At 55.0% G+C, this 19,023-nt stretch carries 18 protein-coding genes; 8 read left to right on the forward strand and 10 right to left on the reverse strand.

From position 1 onward, the window contains the following. Positions 1–18: 18 nt before the first annotated feature. Positions 19–372: a hypothetical protein gene (locus tag CA832_RS13515; RefSeq protein ID WP_088342172.1), complete on the reverse strand. Its 354-nt coding sequence runs from the start codon at positions 370–372 to the stop codon at positions 19–21. Positions 373–577: 205 nt separating this feature from the next. Between CA832_RS13515 and CA832_RS13520 the strand changes: the two genes are divergently transcribed. Genes CA832_RS13520 through CA832_RS13530 form a run of 3 tightly spaced genes read left to right on the forward strand, consistent with a single transcriptional unit; the run spans position 578 to position 2,350 of the window. Then, a complete protein-coding gene (locus CA832_RS13520; protein ID WP_088342173.1) occupies positions 578–1,450 on the forward strand; it encodes an AraC family transcriptional regulator in 873 nt (290 codons plus the stop codon). Then, positions 1,447–2,040: an alpha-ketoglutarate-dependent dioxygenase AlkB family protein gene (locus CA832_RS13525; RefSeq protein WP_088342174.1), complete on the forward strand. Its 594-nt coding sequence runs from the start codon at positions 1,447–1,449 to the stop codon at positions 2,038–2,040. Before CA832_RS13520 ends, CA832_RS13525 begins: the two co-directional genes overlap by 4 nt. A 25-nt stretch (positions 2,041–2,065) precedes the next feature. After that, the gene (locus tag CA832_RS13530) at positions 2,066–2,350 is read left to right on the forward strand and encodes a TIGR03643 family protein (RefSeq protein ID WP_088342175.1); all 285 of its coding nucleotides are present in this window, start codon (positions 2,066–2,068) and stop codon (positions 2,348–2,350) included. 3 nt (positions 2,351–2,353) lie between these two features. On the opposite strand, the gene CA832_RS13535 is transcribed toward CA832_RS13530, so the two are convergent. Beyond that, a complete protein-coding gene (locus tag CA832_RS13535; protein ID WP_088342176.1) occupies positions 2,354–3,127 on the reverse strand; it encodes a S1/P1 nuclease in 774 nt (257 codons plus the stop codon). Positions 3,128–3,221: 94 nt separating this feature from the next. Here CA832_RS13535 and CA832_RS13540 point away from each other — a divergent pair, with 94 nt between their 5' ends. From CA832_RS13540 to CA832_RS13560, 5 genes are all read left to right on the forward strand, one after another. Continuing rightward, positions 3,222–5,483: a transglycosylase domain-containing protein gene (locus tag CA832_RS13540; RefSeq protein WP_233131828.1), complete on the forward strand. Its 2,262-nt coding sequence runs from the start codon at positions 3,222–3,224 to the stop codon at positions 5,481–5,483. Continuing rightward, positions 5,464–6,414, forward strand: coding sequence for an alpha/beta hydrolase (locus tag CA832_RS13545; RefSeq protein ID WP_158211937.1), 951 nt, complete (start codon positions 5,464–5,466; stop codon positions 6,412–6,414). Before CA832_RS13540 ends, CA832_RS13545 begins: the two co-directional genes overlap by 20 nt. 70 nt (positions 6,415–6,484) lie before the next feature. Further along, the gene (locus tag CA832_RS13550; RefSeq protein ID WP_233131830.1) at positions 6,485–8,686 is read left to right on the forward strand and encodes a DUF5916 domain-containing protein; all 2,202 of its coding nucleotides are present in this window, start codon (positions 6,485–6,487) and stop codon (positions 8,684–8,686) included. A gap of 52 nt (positions 8,687–8,738) precedes the next feature. Then, a complete protein-coding gene (locus CA832_RS13555) occupies positions 8,739–10,010 on the forward strand; it encodes a DUF819 family protein (protein WP_088342179.1) in 1,272 nt (423 codons plus the stop codon). Positions 10,011–10,061: 51 nt separating this feature from the next. Next, positions 10,062–10,766: a DUF4369 domain-containing protein gene (locus CA832_RS13560; protein ID WP_088342180.1), complete on the forward strand. Its 705-nt coding sequence runs from the start codon at positions 10,062–10,064 to the stop codon at positions 10,764–10,766. On the opposite strand, the gene CA832_RS13565 is transcribed toward CA832_RS13560, so the two are convergent. From CA832_RS13565 to CA832_RS13600, 8 genes are all read right to left on the reverse strand, one after another. Next, positions 10,763–11,032 (reverse strand): hypothetical protein, encoded by a 270-nt coding sequence (locus CA832_RS13565; RefSeq protein WP_088342181.1) that lies wholly within the window; start codon positions 11,030–11,032, stop codon positions 10,763–10,765. The genes CA832_RS13560 and CA832_RS13565 overlap by 4 nt on opposite strands. Before the next feature lie 49 nt (positions 11,033–11,081). Beyond that, on the reverse strand, positions 11,082–12,050 hold the full coding sequence (locus CA832_RS13570; RefSeq protein ID WP_088342182.1) for a type I phosphomannose isomerase catalytic subunit: 969 nt from the start codon (positions 12,048–12,050) through the stop codon (positions 11,082–11,084). Then, a complete protein-coding gene (locus CA832_RS13575) occupies positions 12,050–12,505 on the reverse strand; it encodes a peroxiredoxin (protein ID WP_088342183.1) in 456 nt (151 codons plus the stop codon). Before CA832_RS13575 ends, CA832_RS13570 begins: the two co-directional genes overlap by 1 nt. Positions 12,506–12,507: 2 nt before the next feature. Further along, positions 12,508–12,915, reverse strand: coding sequence for a 6-pyruvoyl trahydropterin synthase family protein (locus CA832_RS13580; RefSeq protein ID WP_088342184.1), 408 nt, complete (start codon positions 12,913–12,915; stop codon positions 12,508–12,510). A gap of 6 nt (positions 12,916–12,921) precedes the next feature. Then, positions 12,922–13,446 carry an isopentenyl-diphosphate Delta-isomerase gene (idi, locus tag CA832_RS13585; protein WP_088342185.1) on the reverse strand — a complete coding sequence of 175 codons (525 nt, stop codon included), beginning with the start codon at positions 13,444–13,446 and terminating at the stop codon, positions 12,922–12,924. Between the two features lie 66 nt (positions 13,447–13,512). Beyond that, the gene (locus tag CA832_RS13590; protein WP_088342186.1) at positions 13,513–14,475 is read right to left on the reverse strand and encodes a PorP/SprF family type IX secretion system membrane protein; all 963 of its coding nucleotides are present in this window, start codon (positions 14,473–14,475) and stop codon (positions 13,513–13,515) included. A 3-nt stretch (positions 14,476–14,478) separates the two neighbouring features. After that, on the reverse strand, positions 14,479–16,491 hold the full coding sequence (locus CA832_RS13595; protein WP_088342187.1) for an Ig-like domain-containing protein: 2,013 nt from the start codon (positions 16,489–16,491) through the stop codon (positions 14,479–14,481). Positions 16,492–16,513: 22 nt separating this feature from the next. Beyond that, positions 16,514–17,650 carry a hypothetical protein gene (locus tag CA832_RS13600; protein ID WP_143542398.1) on the reverse strand — a complete coding sequence of 379 codons (1,137 nt, stop codon included), beginning with the start codon at positions 17,648–17,650 and terminating at the stop codon, positions 16,514–16,516. Positions 17,651–19,023: the final 1,373 nt, after the last annotated feature.

Raw genomic sequence — 19,023 nt, forward strand, 5'->3', positions numbered from 1 at the left:
AAACAAACTAAACATCCACTACCTGACAACTTTCAGGCTTTCGGAATAGGTGCGGTCTCCATCGGAAACCAGGACTTCTACCTTGTACACCCCTTTTACGGCCTTCGAAAAGTTGATGGCCTTCTCTACCACGGGAGTACTGGAAAAGCGCTCGAAGTAAAGGATGCGGTTCTCTGCATCCACTACTTTTACGACAACGGAGCTACCTTCGAGGTTCAGGTAGTTTACAAATACCCGCTCCCCTTCCGCACGCATGTACGGGGTAGTGGCTTTCTCCGTTTCCGGGTTGGAATTCACAGGAGTTGTTTTCGCTTCTGCGGTTCCTGCCATCAGGATGATGGCGGCGGCAATGTTAATCCATGTTTTTTTCATAACGGTTTGTTTTTTGAATTACACAAGGCAAATCTATGTCCAAAAGGCTGCAGGAACTACCACCGGATTATCCACTTTCTGTACTATTTTACCGCGATACCGTGTTAATATTTTGCAAAATGGTAATAAAGCACATATTTGGGGTAATTTTGCATAATCGACCACATACCGGTCACTCGTAAATTTGTAGGAGAACAGGTAGTTTATGCTAAAAACCAAACCGGCATTTGAAGCGATTGCACCCGACTTCGGGCATTCCTTCACGTACCAGAAATTCGATGCCAGCAAACCCAATACCAACCTGGTCTGGCATTACCACCCGGAAATCGAGTTGGTGTATGTAAACGGGGGGAATGGGAAACGGCAGATTGGCAGCCATGTCTCTTACTATACGGACGGAGACCTCATCCTGATCGGTTCAAACCTGCCTCATTGTGGTTTTACCGATGCCTGCACCGGAAACCGCAGCGAGTCCGTGGTACAGATGAAAGCCGACTTCCTCGGGTCCGAATTCCTGCACATCCCGGAAATGGAAAACGTGCGCATCCTTTTTGAAAAAGCTAAAGGGGGGATTGCCTTTACCGGCGGGGCCAAGAAGAAAATCGGAGATAAAATCGAAATCCTCGAATATCAGTCCGAATTCCAGCGGTTGCTCTCTATCCTGAACATCCTAAACGAACTGGGAAGTACACAGGAATACCAAATCCTCAATGCGGACCACCTCTCCATGGAAACCCAGACCAAGGAAAACGACAGGATCAACAGCATTTTCAATTATGTAAAGGAGCACTACCAGGAACCCATTTCCCTGGAGACCGTGGCAGACCTGACGCATATGACAGTGCCGTCGTTTTGCAGGTATTTTAAAAAGGTGACCCGGAAAACCTTTGTGCAATTCGTCAACGAATACCGCATGGTTCACGCCTCCAACCTGCTTTCCGAGAACCGGATGTCCATTACGGAGGTATGCTTTGCCAGCGGTTTCAACAACTTCTCGCACTTCAACAAGTCCTTTAAAGCCTTTACCGGGATGAGCCCCTCGGAGTACCGAAATCAGCTTAAAACCGTAGTCCGTTGAAGGTCCTTACCCCGCCTTTTCCCGCCCTTCCGGATGCCGAGCTGCGCTACCTCCCCGGTTTCCTTACCCCGGCGGAGGCGACCCGCCTGATGGCCCTCTTCCTGGAAACCCTCCCCTGGCGACAGGACCCGATCACGGTTTTCGGCAAAACCTACCCCCAGCCCCGGCTAACAGCCCTCTATGGCGACGGGGGTAAGTCCTACGGGTATTCCGGCATCCGCATGCACCCCCTGCCCTTTACACCAGAGCTCTCACGTCTGAAAGCGGATGTGGAGGCTGTTTCTGGCGAACGATTCTCCACCTGTCTGCTGAACCTCTACCGAGACGGGCAGGACAGCAACGGCTGGCATGCAGACAACGAAAAAGAACTGGGAACCAACCCTGCTATAGCCTCCCTCTCCCTTGGCGACGTACGCTGGTTCCACCTGAAACACCGAGGGGATAAAGCGCACTCCTACAAAATAGCCCTGGAACCCGGCTCCCTCCTACTCATGGGGGGAAGTATGCAACACCACTGGGTGCACCAGGTGCCCAAAACCCGGCGCGAAGTGGGGCCCCGTATCAACCTCACCTTCCGGAAAATCCTCTAGGGGGGATTCTTCGTATTTTTGACCCATGGAATCGGATAAACCAAGCCCGCAGGAACGGGATAGGATTATAGAAATGGCGTGGGAAGACCGTACGCCCTTTGAGGCCATCCAGGCCCAATTCGGTTTGGGCGAAGCCGATGTAATCCGCCTGATGCGGCAGGAACTGAAGCCCGGTAGCTTTCGCCGCTGGCGGGCCCGTGTGCAGGGCCGCAGCACCAAACACCTGAAGAAACGGCCCGAAGGCATGGTTCGGTTTAAGAGTTCCCGCCAGCAAAACATCAGCGGGAACCGCCCCTCCAAACCAAAATGAGGTTTAGCCGTAAATATCGTTCAGCACGGCTGCAAGCCTGAGGCCTCCCCGAAGTAACTGCTCCTCTACGGTATCCCACCAGGTATACCGGTACCGATAATAGAGTTTTTCTCCAACGCTTACCGACTCGTACACCTCTTTGGAAACCTCCTGGATTTCCTCTACCCAATCCAGGACGTCCCCCTGCTGGACGGCTTTGATTTGTGCGCGGTTCCAGCGGGGCAGGCTCCCTGCCAATTCGGTGTAGCTCATGCCGTAATCGTCTATCATTTCGGAATCCCAGACACGGTGGAGGTTACTGCCGCGGTCGAACCATTGCAGCTGGATGTCATTCCCCCCGCGGTCTTCGGCCCGGCCTACGTGCATTGGCTGGTGAAGGTCGCCCACCAGGTGCACGAGCATCTTGAGGTAGAAGGCTTCGTCTTCCGGGGTGGTAGTATCCGATTTCAGGGTCTCGATACAAAAACGGATGCCGGCCACAACATCGCCATTCGGGCTGGGGGTTACCTCAGTATAGGCCTTGTCCAGAGGAAAGTTGACATAGTGCCAAGGGCCAAAACGGCGGTAGGAAGTATCGGATTTGATGTCGTCCGCATAGTTAGCCACCTCGGCCAACCCCTCCCCCTTTAAAATCCGGGCTACTGCCTTTTGGGCCTTGCGACTAAGGTGTTGCTGGGCAATCTCACCAACCACGCGGTGCCCGGTACGGGACCACACCGGGGGGTTTGCCATTACGGTAAGGGGAAGCAGGAACAAAAGGAAAAGATAGCTGCGCATAGGACGAATTTTACGCTTGTAAAAGTACAGATTCAACCGTAAAAGAATTGTTAATTCCACCCTGTATTCTGCCGCAAAGTCCGAACTTCCCCCTGTGAATACAGCGCGTAAAACACAGCGCCGGCGCCTCTGGCGGTTTCTGCTGAGAATTCTTATGGTCCTGACGGGAATCGGGATCCTTTTTGCCGGATCGGTATACCTGGGGCTATGGGGGCCGGTGCCTACCGAGAAAGAACTGGCAACCCTGGAGCTGGACCGGGCCTCCGAGGTATATACTTCGGATAGCGTCCTGATCGGGAAATTCTTCCGTTACGACCGGCAACCCATTCCCCTGAAAGAGATCCCGGACCATCTGATCGAGGCCCTGATAGCCGTAGAGGACGCCCGGTTCCGGAAGCATCGCGGTATTGACTTCCCGAGCCTGGGACGTGTCCTGGTCAAATCCATCCTGATGGGGGACGAAGCCGCGGGGGGTGGCAGCACCCTCAGCCAGCAGCTCATTAAAAACCTGTATCCCAGAACCGGAACCGGCACAGTGGGCCTGGCCGCGGACAAGCTCAGGGAAATGATCGCAGCAAGACGGCTGGAACGGGTCTACTCCAAAGACCAGATCCTGGAACTCTACCTCAACACGGTGTCTTTTGGGGGGAACCGGTATGGGATAGAAGCCGCAGCGCGAACCTTTTTCAACACCACTACCGCCCGCCTGGAGCCGCATCAGGGCGCCACCCTGGTAGGGATGCTCAAGGCCACCTACACCTATGACCCCCACAGGTTTCCCGAGCGCAGTCGGGAGCGCAGGAACCTGGTCCTGGAACTGATGGCCAAATCCGGCGTTTTGACTACCAAAGAAGCCAACCGACTGAAAAACCAGGATCTCGGCCTGGATTACCGGCCCTTCCGCCACGATGCAGGATTGGCCCCCTATTTCAGAGAAAGGGTACGAAAAATCATGGCCCGGTGGCTGGAGTTGGAAAGCGACCCGGATTCCCCACTGGACTTGTACACCTCCGGCCTGAAGATATATACCACCCTCGATTCCCGCATGCAGCACTATGCCGAAACAGCCATGCAGGAACACCTGAAAGTGCTTCAAAAACGCTTTCGGGAAGGCTATGGAAAGGCTGCCCCCTGGCGGAAGGGTTCTGCGGTAAGCCTGCAACTGGTACGGGAATCGGCACCCTACCTGAAATTGATAGAACAAGGGCTTTCAGATTCCCAGGCGCTGGACAGCCTGGAAAGACCCAGGGAAGTCTTCCTCTGGGACTGGGATGGGGGCAGGACCATAAATGGCTCGGCCATGGACAGCATCCTCCACTATGCACAGCTCCTCCAGGCCGGCAGCCTGGCCATAAACCCATCCGACGGGGCCGTCCGGGTATGGGTTGGGGGCATCAATTACGAGTACTATAAATTCGACCATATCGCCCAAAGCCGGCGGCAGGTGGGCTCTACCTTTAAGCCCGTAGTCTATGCCTCGGCCCTGGAAGACGGGATGGACCCCTGTCGCTACCACGCCGTCCGGGAAATCCGGTACGAAAATTTCGAGGGGTGGACCCCTTCCAACAGCGGGGAAAAGGCCGAAGCCTATATGAATTATTCCATGCAGACGGCCCTGCAGCAATCGGTCAATACCATAGCTGTAAAAATCCTGGAGGAAACCGGGATCGAGAAGGTCATAGAAACCGCCCGGGCCATGGGCATACGCGACGAACTCCCGCAACAACCCTCCCTGGCCCTGGGAAGCGGGGAGGTCGGGATGGAACAGCTCGCCGGCGCCTATGCCTGTTTCCTGAATTCCGGACGGCCGGTTACCCCCTACCTGATTACCTCCGTTACGGATCGGGATGGCAGGGAACGCTACAAACACCAGAATCCGGAACCCTACCCTCCGGCATTTTCCGAGCAAACCCGTGAGCTGATGCTAAAGATGCTCGAATCCGTTGCAGATAAAGGCACGGCAGCTTCATTACGGACGCAATACGGGCTCAAAGGGGAACTGGCCGGAAAAACAGGTACCACGCAAAACAACAAGGATGCCTGGTTTGTGGCCCTCACCCCTAAGTTGGTCCATGTAAGCTGGGTGGGGCTGGACAACCACAGGATCGGGTTCCCCAGTACCCGGATCGGACAGGGGGCACAGGCGGCACTCCCGCTTTTTGCACGCTGGTACAAAAGCATACAACAAGACACCGAACTGCGGGCCCTGACCCAAACCCGCTTCCCGGAGCCAGACCCCGGGACGCTTTCCCTGCTGGACTGTCCCGCAGAAAAACGAGACGGTTTTTTCAAACGGCTCTTTACCAACCCTAATAAAACCAAAACGCGCAATTTCCGTGATAAATCGAATCCTTAGAGGCTTTCTCTTCTGCCTGCTACTGGCCACAAACCTGTCTGCCCAGGAGGTTCGGCAGGAAGAAATACCGTTGCAAAACGACTCCATCCGCATCCCGGGTACCCTGACCTACCCAACGGGAGAAGGTGCCCTGCCCCTGGTGGTCTACATCCACGGTTCCGGCAACATCGACCGGAACGGAAACCAGCCGGGCACCTTTGTGCAAGCCGGTTATATCAAAGCCCTCAGGAAGGCCCTCAACCGCGAAGGGATTGCCTTTTTTTCCTACGACAAACGCACCGCCGTGGAGGCCAATTTGCCGTATCTGGATCAGGTATCCCTTACGGATTATGTATCGGATGCGCGCAGAGCCCTGGAGTATTTCGAAAAAGACCCCCGGTTTTCCGGGGTACACCTGATTGGCCATAGCCAGGGTTCCCTGGTAGGGATGCTGGCGACTTCCGGGCAGGTGCGAAGTTTTACTTCCCTGGCAGGACCTGCCCTGCCCATCGATTCCATTTTGGTCCGGCAATTAAGCGCGCAAAACCCGGAACTGGGAAGGGAGGCCCGACCAATTCTTGCGAAATTAAAACAGGGAGAGCCCCTGGAGCTTTCCGGGGCATCGCCCGTACTCCAGCTCCTGCTGGCCCCGGCTTCACGCCCGTTATGGAGCTCCTGGATGGCCTATGACCCCAGGGAGGAATTGGCCAGGGTAGATGCGCCTGTCCTGCTCCTTTATGGGGGGATGGATACCCAGGTCCCGGTAGAAACCGGCCTTGGCTTCCGGGAAGTCCGGCCCGATGCGCAGTGGGTGGTGCTGCCTCAGATGAACCACGTGCTGAAACAGGTTACCTCCCCCGAAACACAACAGCAGGCCTATACAGACCCGGGGGTGCCTTTGGCCGAAGGGCTGGTAGAGACCTTGAGCACCTTTATTGTACAATCGAACTAATTTATCCCGGAACAACTGCGGGATCCTTATTAATGGTGTAAATTTGACACCCGAACGCCTGAATGAGATAATGAGTCCAAGAATTTGGTTCCTACTGGTTTGCCTTTCCCTGACTGCCCTGGTGCGCGGACAGCAAATTCCCCAAAAGTCCTTCACGGTTAAATTTACCGACCAGCCCATCGTATTAGACGGTATTCTGGACGATGCTGCATGGGAAGGGGCCGAAAGTGCAAAAGACTTCTGGGAATACTTCCCTGTAGACAGTATTCAGGCCCGGCAGCAGTCGGATATCAAAATGCTCTTCGACGACACCAACCTGTACATTGGCATCCGCGTGAACACAGCAGGGCGGAATTATGCCATCCAATCGCTGCGAAGGGATTTCCGGGCCGGCAACTCCGACAATATTACCCTTCTTTTCGATACTTTCAATGACGGGAACAACGCGTTTTTATTCGGGACCAACCCCTATGGAGTCCAACGGGAAGGCCTGGTATCAGGCGGCGGACTGGATTTAAGCGGATTCACCATTTCCTGGGACGTCAAATGGAAAGGGGAATCCCAGATCTATGACGACTACTACACTTCAGAACTTGTTATCCCGCTAACCTCCTTTAAATTCAGGGAAGGGGAAACCCGCTGGCGCTTTAACAGCTACCGCTTCGATACCCAATCCAACGAAAGTTCCACCTGGGTACAGATACCGCAGAACCAAAATATCTACGGGCTTACCTTTATGGGGGAAATGGTGTTTGAAAAACCCCTGGGCCGGTCGCGAACCCCCATGGCGCTTATCCCCTATGTGAACACCAGCTGGTTCCAGGACAGGGAAACCCCATTGGAAGAAACCAACTTTAAGGTGGGTGGCGATGCTAAAATCTCCATCGGGAACAGTATGAACCTCGATGTGACACTCAACCCGGATTTTTCCCAGGTTGAAGTGGACGACCAGGTAACCAACCTCACCCGTTTTGCCATTGCCCTGCCCGAAAAGAGACAGTTTTTTGTAGACAACAACGACCTGTTCGCGAGCTTTGGGGACTCCCGGGATGCGAATCCCTTTTTCTCGAGGCGGATCGGAATCGCCGAAGACACTGCGGGGAATACTATCGAAAACCGGATCCTGGCAGGGGTCCGCCTAAGCGGGAAGGTGAATGACAAGTTGCGCCTCGGGTTTTTCAACATCCAGACCGAAGAGGATGCAGCCAATGAAATCGCTGCGAACAACAACAGTATGCTGGCCCTCCAGCAGCTGGTATTTTCCCGTTCCAACATCGGGTTTTTCCTCCTGAACCGTCAAACCATAGGCGATAACGACTTTGTCCTACCCGAGGACCGCTACAACCGGGTTGCGGGGATCGATTATAACCTCATCTCGGCAGATAACGTCTGGAGCGGGCAGTATTACCTGCACAAGTCCTTCAGCCCGGGGGTGGAGAGCAAAGATTGGTCAGCCGGGGCAACCATGCGCTACAACACCCGCAGGTGGAACGGGTTTGCCAAGGCCGTATACCTGGGGGAAAATTTTGAATCGGACCTGGGTTTTGTAAGGAGAAATGACATCTTTAAAGGCCTTTTTAATATCTCCCACGTGTTCTGGCCGGAGAACAGCATCATCAACAACCACAGTTTCGGCATTACCCCCGTATTTATCTGGCAGCCCAGCAGCGATATGCTGCGCACGGATTACACCATCCGCACCCGGTGGGAAGCCCGGCTGCGGAACCAGCAGGAGATCCGCCTGCAGTGGAACAACGAATACACCTACCTCTTCGATTCCTTCGACCCCACCCGCTCCGATGGGCTCGAACTCCCGGCGGACACGGATTACTATTACAACAGTGCCCAGATCCAATACCAGTCCGACAGGCGCAGGATCGCCTCCTACAGTGTGGAAACCACCTATGGAGATTTCTTTAACGGGGAGCGGTTATCCGTAGAGGGCCAGTTCAGCGTCAGGATTCAACCCAAGGCCTTTATTTCCATGCAGTTGAATTACGACAAAATTAGCCTTCCGGACCCCTACCCCAGCGCGGACATCTGGCTGATTGCCCCGCGGTTCGAGCTCACCTTCTCCCGGTCGCTGTTCCTCAATACCCTGGTTCAGTACAGCAACCAACGGGATAACCTGGGGATCAATGCCCGCCTGCAATGGCGCTTTGCCCCCCTTTCCGACCTGTTTTTCGTCTATACAGACAACTACTATGTAAACCAGTTCAGCCCGCGCTTCCGTTCGGTTAACCTGAAACTTACCTACTGGCTCAACATCTAATGGGGACTGTTTAAAAAATCCTATCTTTTGGGGCGAATCTGAATTATCCCCCATGGATGAACCCCTGATTACCAACGATACCATTACCCTGGGCCTGCTAGCCGCCTGCCTGGGCTTCGTCTTCCTTACTTCCGGCTCGAAAAAAGGTTTCTGGCAACGGTTTTACAACTGGGTGCCGGCCATTCTGCTGTGTTACCTCCTGCCTGCCATCCTGGCCAGTCTGGGGATTATTTCGGACGACCATTCCCGTTTGTATTTCATGGCCAGCCGGTACCTGTTGCCGGCAGCCTTGGTTCTGATGACCCTCAGCATAGACCTGAAAGCCATCAGCAACCTGGGATCCAAAGCCCTGATTATGTTCCTGACCGGTACGGCAGGAATTATTATTGGCGGGCCCCTGGCCGTTTTGATCGTTTCAGCGGTAAGCCCCGAAACTGTGGGTGGCGTAGGGTTCGATGCCGTCTGGCGGGGGCTTTCCACCATCGCGGGGAGCTGGATTGGGGGCGGTGCCAACCAGGCGGCCATGCTGGAAATATTTCAGTTTAACCCGGACCGCTTTGGGGAAATGGTCCTGGTCGACATCGTGGGTGCCAATATCTGGATGGCCATCCTGCTTTTGGGGGTAGGCAAAACCCGTCAAATTGACCGGTGGCTGAAGGCCGATGCCTCTTCCATTGAGGCCCTGAAGAAAAAAGTCACGGCCTTTGCAGAGAGTATTACGCGCGTGCCTACCCTGAACGATTATATGGTCCTATTCTTCCTGGCCTTTACCGCCGTGGGGCTGGCCCACTTCCTGGGCGGAATAACCAGCGGTGCCCTTTCTGCTGGCGTAAGCTGGGTGAGCGACCCCAGCAGCTTTTTCTCTTTCCTGGGTGGGGAATTCTTCTGGATGGTGGTTATTGCCACTGCCATTGGTATTGCCCTTTCCTTCACCAGGGCCAAAAACTACGAAGGGGCCGGCGCCAGTAAGCTCGGCGGGGTGTTTATCTATATCCTGGTAGCCACCATCGGGATGAAGATGGACCTGAGCCGCCTGTTGGAAAACCCCGGGCTAATCGTCCTGGGGCTTATCTGGATTGGCTTTCATGCGGGCCTGCTCATCCTGGTGGCCAAATGGATCCGGGCCCCGTTCTTCTTTTTGGCCGTAGGCAGCCAGGCCAATGTGGGCGGGGCTGCTTCTGCCCCTGTGGTCGCTGCCGAATTCCATCCGTCCTTGAGTTCGGTAGGGGTCCTGCTGGCGGTTTTAGGATACGTGGTGGGAACCGGGGGTGCCCTTCTCTGCGCGTATCTGCTTGAAATAGCAGCGGCTATAGGCACGGGCTGATCCTTGATGGATTGCCGAAAAAAGCGCATATTTGCGCCTCATCTGAAGGATATGAAAAAGATTGGGGTATTGCTGCTCAGCATCGTATGGCTAGCCTCCTGCAGTTCAGGTTCGGATTCCTACCTGCTGGAAGTGGAAGGGAATGTAAAAGGGCTTAAAAAGGGCCGGTTGCTCCTGCAAACCGTTACGGATTCCACCCTGGTTACCCTGGACTCCCTACAGGTAGACGGCAGTGGGGTATTCACCCTTAGCAGCGAGGTTCAGGGGCCGGACATTTACTACCTGTATCTGGATAAAGCAGACAATAATGTGATTAATGACCGTATTGTCCTTTTCACTGCCCCCGGAAAAATCCACATCGAAACCGAATGGGACAATTTCGAAGGGGCCGCGAAAATAAGCGGTTCCCGGGAACAGGAACTCTTTGAGGAATACCGCAAGGCACAATCGCGTTTCCACGTGCGCCAGCTGGAACTGAACCGCGCCCTGGCACCCCTTGCCCTGCCCGATGATTCCGCAGCTATCGATTCCCTGACCCAGGTATCGGACAACTTACTGAAACGCTCCTACCTGTATGCCATCAACTTTGCCATCAACAACAAAGCCACATATCTGGCGCCGTATATTGCCGTAAGCGAGGTAGCCGATGCCAACCCGGTTTACCTGGATTCTATCTACGGGGTATTGCCAGACAGTGTAGCCCGGTCCAAATATGGGGTAAAGCTGGCGGAGTTATTGGAAAAGTCCGGGGACTAAGCCATATTGTTAATCCGCTCCACAAGGGTGGTAGCTTCCTTTTCCAGGGTATTGCGCACCGATGCAAAGTGGGCACCGGGGTTCTCCACATCCTTCTTGTGGATTTCCGCAATAAGCGCATCAAAGGTTTCAATGGCCTTGTCTATAATGGCGGTTCCTTCCTTGGAACCATGGGTCCCCTGGGTTTCCTCCACGATGTAGACCGCTTCGATTACGTCTCCCAGCACATTGTTGATCTCCTTCTTCAGGTTGCGGATGCTTGCCATAATTCCTTTGTTTTCTGAAACAAAAGTACGATTTCCTTCAATATGGTGCCTACAAATGCACTTCCAGTAATTTGCAACTCTTGGTGCGCAGGGTTAAGGACTCCGCACAAGCGGGGAGCAGGAGGGTTTCCCCCCGCCTAACCTTTGCCGTACCATCCTTGAGGACGACTTCTGCGGTTCCATCTACGCAAACCAGCACCGTAAACGAATCCCGGTCTGACAGGTCCTTATGGGTATCGGAAGTCAGATGCAGGAAATGGGTGGTAAAATAGGGGGTGTCGGCCAGGACCTGACCCCCTGTGACAGTACGGTCATACGCCAGGCAGAAGTCATCCCTTTGTTTGAAATCCATAGCCTCCAGTGCCTGCTCGGTATGCAATTCCCGGAGCTTCCCCTGAGCATCCCTGCGGTCGAAATCGTACACCCGGTAGGTTACGTCGGAAGTCTGCTGGATTTCGGCCAGAAGGATTCCCCCGCCAATGGCGTGGATCTTACCGGCATTTATAAAATAGGCATCCCCTTCTGTTACCGGTTCATAATGAAGTAATTCGGTGAGCCGCCCTTCTGCCAGCGCCTCCTGGTACTCCCGGGGTTGCACATCCCTGTTAAAGCCTACAATAAGGGAGGCCCCGGGATCTGCATCCATGATGTACCACATCTCGGTCTTCCCAAAGGAATTATGCCGCCGGCGCGCCATGGCATCGTCCGGGTGCAGCTGGATGGAAAGGTCTTCCCGGGCATCGATAAATTTGATAAGAACCGGAAACTCCCCGCCAAAACGCTCCAGGACACGGGTTCCCAGGAGCTCGGCACCAAAGGTGCCAATTAAGGTATTGAGGTCCTCCCCGGAGTAAAGGCCATTGGAAACTACCGAAACTGCAGCAGGCACGCCTGAGAGTTCCCAACTCTCGCCGATACCCGCACCGCGGTCGGGCTTCCCAAGCACCTCGTGCAACCGGGTGCCGCCCCAAAGGCGCTCCATGAGAATAGGGTCAAAAAGAAGGGGGTAACACTCCATTATATGAGTTTTTGAACCTGGGCCAGGGCCCTTTTATGGTGGCCGGAGGCCTGGACGGCTTCGTAGGCCATGGCGATCTTCCCCTGCCGGTCTAACACAAAGGTCTCCCTCCCGGGGAGCAGGCCAAACAGTTTTGGTGCCACGGCAAACTTCCTGCGGATCTTCCCCCCTGGGTCACTCAGTAGCGGGAAGGGGAGCTGGTGGCGCATGGCGAACCGGCCATGGGATTTTTCGGAATCGGAACTAATGCCCACTACCAGGGCACCCGCATCCGTAAAATCCGAATAATGGTCCCGGAAAGAGCAAACTTCGGCGGTACAGCCCGGGGTAAAATCCTTCGGGTAGAAAAACACCACGATGGGGCGCTCCCCGAGATGGTCCGAGAGCCTGAATTCTTTTCCCTCCTGATCCTTCAGAACAAAGTCGGGAGCCGGGGTTCCTACAGCCAGTCCCATTCTTAGCCGTTATAGGTTACAAAATTCCGGGGCGTCTCAAAAAGCTGCACTTCCAGGCTGCAGGCCTGGTCTATATGAGGTCGCAACCGGTTCCAGATCACCACGGCAATATTTTCGGCTGTAGGGTTGAGTGTACGGAACTCCTCCACCTCCTCATTGAGGTTTTTATGGTCGAAGGGTTCTTCCACATAGTCGCGGATCAGGTCTTTAAGGACTTTCATGTCTATAACAAACCCCGTTTCCGGGTCAATAGGCCCGGTTACACTTACGATAAGCTCGTAATTGTGCCCGTGGAACATAGGGTTGTTGCATTTACCAAAAACCGTCTGGTTCCTGGCGTCGTCCCAATCCTTTCGGTAGAGGCGGTGCGCAGCGTTAAAATGGGCCTTTCTGCTTACTTTGACATTCATAGCGGACTAGGATTGCGATTGTACGTGTTCGTAAAACCGCCTGAAAACGATGCGGAACCAGGCCGTATAAGACTCCGGGTGTTCTGCCAGGTCTCGGTCTACCTCGGCCAGGGCCATCCATTTCCAGGCGGCAACCTCCTCGGGGTTTATCTCAGGAGTCCCCGTATAGGACCCCAACAGCACGTGGTCCAGTTCGTGCTCGGTAAGACCGTTGTCGAAGGGCGCCTTGTAGATAAAGGAGAAAAGCTCCTGCAAGGGGGTGGTAAAACCCATTTCCTCCTGCAGCCGGCGTTTCCCGGCTTCTATATTAGATTCCCCAAGCCGTTGGTGGCTGCAGCAGGTATTGGTCCACAACAGGGGGGAGTGGTATTTTTCGGCAGCGCGTTGCTGCAACATGAGTTCACCTTTGTCGTTGAGGATGAAAACCGAAAACGCACGGTGCAGGACCGCCTTTTCATGGGCTTCCATCTTGGGCATGGTGCCGAGGACCTCGTCCTGCGGGCTCACCAGGATTACCTGTTCTTCCTTCACACTCCAAAAATAAGGCCTTTGAAGGAGATACCCGTTAAGGGCATCTTAAAAATCAGGAGGTAGGGGTTAGAAGAAGCGGGGACTTTTGATGTTGCCCACGGTACGGATAAAATCGTACCGCAGGATCACTTCGAAGGACCCGTCATTAAAGGCAGCACTTCCCAGTTCGGTAATCTCCCGGTCATATGCCAGGCCAATCAGGAAGGCGCGCGAAATGTTAAAGCCAATCATCCCGCTAAAGGCGGCATCCCATCGGTAGGCTGCCCCGAAGATGAACTTTTCATCGTACATGAAGTTGGCTGAAAAGTCCATCTGCAAGGGAGCCCCCAGGGTAGCCTTAGTCAGCAGGGTAGGCTTGAATTTCCACAGGGGGTTCAGGTCCCATACATAGCCCGTAATGAGATAGAAATTCATCTGTTCCCGGGCTGCGGACAGGGAAGACTCCTGAAAGTGGTTGGTTTCCAGGAACCTGGGAACGGAAAGCCCCGCATAAAATCGCTCGGTGTGGTAATACACCCCAGCCCCCACATTGGGCGAGAGCCGGTTCTGTATATCGGCCTGCAGCTGGGCATCCGGAAAGTTAGGGTCCTGGTTGAGTTCCGAGAACCGGATGTCCAGCAGGTGGACACTTCCCTTAAGCCCGAAACTAAGCCGTTGCTCCGGCCCCACCTGGATGGTATAAGAGAAGTCCGCGTCGAAATAGGTTTCGGAAGTAGGACCTATCTGGTCGTTTACAATGGATACCCCCATCCCTACCCCTCTGTATCCCACAGGGGAATGCAGGTTAAACGTCTGCGTTTTCGGGGCGCCGTCCAGGCCTACCCATTGTGCCCGGTACAGGGCAGCCACACTCAGGTGGCCGCGGGAACCGGCATACCCGGGGTTCACACTAACCGTGTTGTACATATACTGGGTATACTGGGCATCCTGCTGCGCACTCAGGAATGTCCCCATCAGGCAGGCAAGCAGCAGCGCCAAACTACGGATGCTACCTGTGTTTCCAACTGTATTGATTCGTATGCCTTTCATGCCCTATCGGTTTAAGTAGAGGTAGCCGGTGCGCGTTTGCATCTGCCCGTTGTCGTCTTCGTAATCCAGGATGTAGAAGTAGGTCCCCACAGGAAGTTTGTTGTCCTGTTGTACCGTTACCCTGCCCTGGGAAGTCCCGTCGAATACATTGCCCGCAGTATCGTATGCCCGGGTGGTGAACACCAGGACTCCCCAACGGTTATAGATCCGGATGGTATTATTCGGGAAGAGCTCGAGGCCCTCTATTTTCAGGTAATCGTGAGATCCGTCCCCATTGGGCGTCACTACATTGTAAATCTCTATGGCATCCGGGTCGCGGTTGGGCTCCAGGTAATCCGGGATCCCGTCTGCATCCACATCGTCATTGGCAAAATTGCCATCGCCATTGGCATCCTCCGATGCGGTCGGGATGTTGTCGTTATCGTCATCCGGGTCGCGGTAGTCCATTTCACCGTCGCCATCTGTATTGGGCAGGTCGTTGGTGGGGTCGTCGATCTTGTCGTTCACATCCGAATCGATGGCCGTGTCTCCCTCGTACCCGTCGTCCAGGCCGTCATTGTCCTTGTCCGATCCAATGAAGGTAACGTCTGCAACCCCATCGCGGTCAAAATCATGGCCCTCGATGCTGTCCGGAACCCCATCATTGTCACTATCCGGGTCCACATAATCCGGGATACCATCCCCATCAGTATCTTCGGGGATAAGGCCTACCGCCCCGCCATTCTCATAGGCGTCATCCAGCCCGTTGGCATTGGCATCCACCCCGGTGGGCGAAATATACCCCAGAGTGGTCTGGGCCTCCACGTTATCCGGGATGCCATCATCGTCACTGTCGATATCCAGGTAATCCGGGATGCCGTCCCCATCGGTATCGGTGGGGTCTGTGGATGGGTCGCCGTCCCCGTCCAGGTTCAGGTCCTCGAAGCTGTCGACAATACCGTCGTCGTCGCTGTCGATATCAACCCCCATCGGGTTGACCACTACCGAGACGGTGGCTGTACTGCAGTTGCCCGCATTGTCGCAGAGGGTATAATCGAAGGTATCGGACCCTGTAAACCCTGGGTTGGGGGTATAGGTTATGGTATCGTCGGAAGGATCGTTGGGCGTCCCGTTGTCGTTGACGGTGGCCGTACCGTTAGACGGGTTGGTTGCCGTCAGGGTTCCGAGGGTGGGGATATCGTTGTCATTGGCCAGCACATCTATAGTTACCGGGACATCCTCTTCTGTTGCAACCGCATCATCCAGGGCATCCACTATGGGAAGGACATCTACAGTGACCGTGGCCGTGCTGCAGTCGCCCGAGGTGTTACAAACAGTATAATCAAAAGTGTCCGTCCCGTTGAAGTCGGGGTCCGGGGTGTAGGTCAGGATATCGTCCGTAGGATCGTTCGGCGTCCCGTTCAGGTCTATGGTCACACTGCCATTGGCAGGATCCGTTGCCGTGAGGGTTCCGTCCTGGGGTAATTGGGAATCATTATCGTAAATAGGAACTACCACGGCAGTATCTTCGTTGGTCACCACCAGGTCGTCTGCCAAGATAGCGGCCTGCTGCATACACACTATGGTAAATCGCGGAAGGGCTGTTGACACCCCGGCTTTAATAATCGAGGCGGTGTATCGGGTAACGGTCTGGGTGGCTATCACCACCGGCCGCAACTGGTCGCCGCTAACCGCGGGGTTCCAGCTCACCGTGGCTCCGGCATTCACATTCGCGGAGATGTCCAGGGTAACCTGGTTATCCGGGCTGTTGCAATCCGTAAGGATAAAGTAACCGGTGGCATTGGAACCACAAAGGGTGCCATCGTAGGTCGCAAAATACACCCCGGGCTGTGTGGCTTCATAGAAGAAATCCGTACCCAGAACCGTCCCCGGATCGGAGGCTTCGTACCAACGGAAATTGGTTTCATCCCCGGAATTCGGGGCCTGTAGCAGGAACTGTCCCTGGGCCTGGAACAGGCCAAAGAATACTAGCAGTACCGTGCTGAGCCAGGTGATATGTCGTGTGTTTGTTTTCAAGCTACAAGCAGGCTTCAAAGTCTTACTTAACGACAAATACCACGTTGATCAGGGAGTTGTAATCTGCCGGTTGTCCGATGATGTTGTAGGTCAGTACTCCATTGGGGTCTATACTCAGGCCGGAGAAAACCGCCGGGTCTGCATAGGTCACATAGTAATAGAGCTCAGTAGGCCCATAGGTAGGTACGGCATTGGGAGCCCCGGGACTAAACGCCACAGGGGATCCGAACTGGGCCAGGTACTGGGCGTACAGGTCTACGGTAAACCCGGTGCCGTTGGTGGAGGCATCGATCGCGATAGACGGCGGATAAAATACCCGGGCAGCCTTTGACGTAATGGGAGCAATGGCATTGATCACTTCCTGAACGGTAGTCTCGGCAGTAGGTGCTGCTTCTCCCCCTTCATCTACATCGATCGGGGTCCTCAGGGGCACCTCATCGTCGAATTGATCGTCGGTGTTATCCAGGTAGCCACTCAGGTCTACACTGTTTCCATCCTCAATAGAGAGGCTGTTGGCAGCCAGGGTCAGGGTCTGATCATCCGTGTTATCCAGGTAACCACTCAGGTCTACACTGTTTCCATCCTCGATGGAAAGGCTGTTGGCAGCCAGAGTCAGGGTCTGGTCGTCGGTGCTTCCCGCGGCCAATTCGGCCAGGGCGCCTTCTACGTCCGTGGCGGTAAAGTTGCCGCCGGCGTCGGTGATGTTAACCTCTGAAGCGGTTTGATCGTCAGTACCCACGAGGCTTGAGAGGTCCACAGTCTCACTGCCTCCTCCTTCAATCCCAATGGTCAGGTCTGTACCCACCAGGGCAGAACCACTAATGTTCTGATCGTCAGTACCCACGAGGCTTGAGAGGTCCACAGTTTCACTGCCTCCTCCTTCGATGCCAATGGTCAGGTCGGTGCCTACCAGGGCAGAGCCGCTGATGTTCTGGTCGTCCGTGTTATCCAGATACCCGCTCAGATCTACACTGTTTCCATCCTCGATGGAAAGGCTGTTGGCAGCCAGGGTCAGGGTTTGGTCGTCAGTACCCACAAGGCTGGAGAGGTCCACAGTTTCACTGCCTCCCCCTTCGATGCCAATGGTCAGGTCCGTGCCCACCAGGGCAGAGCCGCTGATGTTCTGGTCGTCGGTTCCCACGAGGCTTGAGAGATCCACAGTTTCACTGNATGTTCTGGTCGTCCGTGTTATCCAGGTACCCGCTCAGGTCTACGCTATTCCCGTCTTCGATGGAAAGGGAGTTGGCAGCCAGAGTCAGGGTCTGGTCGTCGGTGCTGCCCGCGGCCAGTTCGGCCAGGGCTCCTTCTACGTCCGTGGCGATGAAGTTGCCGCCGGCGTCGGTGATGTTTACCTCTGAAGCGGTTTGATCGTCGGTTCCCACGAGGCTTGAGAGATCCACAGTTTCACTGCCTCCTCCTTCGATGCCAATGGTCAGGTCCGTGCCCACCAGGGCAGAGCCGCTGATGTTCTGGTCGTCGGTTCCCACGAGGCTTGAGAGATCCACAGTTTCACTGGTTCCTCCTTCGATCCCGATGGTCAGGTCCGTACCTACCAGGGCAGAACCACTAATGTTCTGGTCGTCCGTGTTATCCAGGTAACCACTCAGGTCTACACTGTTCCCATCCTCGATGGAAAGGCTGTTGGCAGCCAGAGTCAGGGTCTGGTCGTCGGTGCTTCCCGCGGCCAATTCGGCCAGGGCGCCTTCTACGTCCGTGNCCTTCGATGCCAATGGTCAGGTCCGTGCCCACCAGGGCAGAGCCGCTGATGTTCTGGTCGTCGGTTCCCACGAGGCTTGAGAGATCCACAGTTTCACTGGTTCCGCCTTCGATCCCGATGGTCAGGTCGGTGCCTACCAGGGCAGAGCCGTTGATGTTCTGGTCATCGGTATTATCGAGGTAGCCACTCAGGTCCACACTGTTCCCATCCTCGATGGAAAGGCTGTTGGCAGCCAGGGTCAGGGTCTGGTCGTCGGTGCTGCCTGCGGCCAGTTCGGCCAGGGCTCCTTCAACGTCCGTGGCGGTGAAGTTGCCGCCGGCGTCGGTGATGTTTACCTCTGAAGCGGTTTGGTCGTCAGTACCCACAAGGCTGGAAAGATCAACTGTCTCGCTGCTTCCGCCTTCGATGCCAATAGTAAGATCGGTGCCCACCAGGGCAGAGCCGCTGATGTTCTGGTCGTCCGTGTTATCCAGGTACCCACTCAGGTCCACGCTGTTGCCGTCCTCAATAGACAGGCTGTTAGCAGCCAGGGTCAGGGTCTGGTCGTCGGTACCCACAAGGCTGGAAAGGTCCACAGTTTCACTGCCTCCTCCTTCGATGCCAATNCTGTTGCCGTCCTCAATAGACAGGCTGTTAGCAGCCAGGGTCAGGGTCTGGTCGTCGGTACCCACAAGGCTGGAAAGGTCCACAGTTTCACTGCCTCCTCCTTCGATGCCAATAGTAAGATCGGTACCTACCAAGGCGGACCCGCTGATGTTCTGGTCATCGGTATTATCGAGGTAGCCACTCAGGTCCACACTGTTTCCATCCTCAAT

The sequence above is a fragment of the Robiginitalea sediminis genome (assembly GCF_002198115.1).
Taxonomy (GTDB): Bacteria; Bacteroidota; Bacteroidia; order Flavobacteriales; family Flavobacteriaceae; genus Robiginitalea; species Robiginitalea sediminis.